The sequence below is a fragment of the Vibrio sp. 378 genome (genome assembly GCF_033339435.1).
Map to the genome: position 1 here is coordinate 1 of NZ_JAWOUO010000445.1, position 759 is coordinate 759.

Annotated in this window: 2 protein-coding genes; both read left to right on the forward strand. The window is 40.6% G+C overall.

All coding sequences use genetic code 11. The annotated features are described in order from the left end of the window. The coding region (locus R7Q48_RS26840; RefSeq protein ID WP_318133283.1) for a type VI secretion system accessory protein TagJ at positions 1-470 on the forward strand (470 nt) is incomplete at its 5' end. 8 nt (positions 471-478) lie between these two features. Further along, positions 479-759, forward strand: a 281-nt coding sequence (gene tssE / locus R7Q48_RS26845; protein WP_318133284.1) for a type VI secretion system baseplate subunit TssE, incomplete at its 3' end; no start/stop codon positions are given.

The following is a 759-nucleotide window of genomic DNA, read 5'->3' on the forward strand; positions in this document are numbered from 1 at the left end:
CAATGGTGAGTCAAGATTATGAACAAGTTTCTGAACTTGCTCTTCAAATCGAAGAACTGAGACAAGAAAAGGGCTTTTTAGCTAATGATACTTCGTTCTCAGACGTGCGGGATATTGATGATCGTTTAGGTGGTTACATTGAGCTGTTTTCTACCGCAGGCAACTACTTCCTCGTCCCTATTGCTAGCATCAACACTTTAGAAATCAAATCTGCTACCTCTTTGCTAGAAAGTGTTTGGCGCCCCGTTGAGTTTGACATTGACGGTTTAGGTGAAGGTGAAGGCCATATGCCGATGACTTACGTGGATTCAGAAAGTGATGCTCAGAAACTAGGTCGTGAAACGGACTGGAAACAAATAGCAGACGAAGAAGTTTACTTAGGTTTAGGTCTGAAGTGTTGGCTTGTCGGTGAAATGGCGCTGCCGATTTCTGACTTACAAAATCTACAAGTAATAAAAGAGTTGGCGTAAGAGTAATTATGGCTTTAACGGTTTCACTGCTAGACAAGTTGATTGATAGCGACCCAACTACCAGAGAAGAAAAAGATTTTCCTGTCAGTCAGCAACACATGCTCAATGGTTTGTTAAGAGACTTAGAGTCGATGCTTAATAGTCGTATTGGTTGGAAAAATATTCACGAAGACTTTTTAGAAGTTAGATACTCAATTCTGAACTATGGGTTACCTGATTTTTCATCAATGCCTTATAGCAGCCAAGATGGACAAAGTCAGTTGTGTGACATCGTTTATGAAGCTATTCG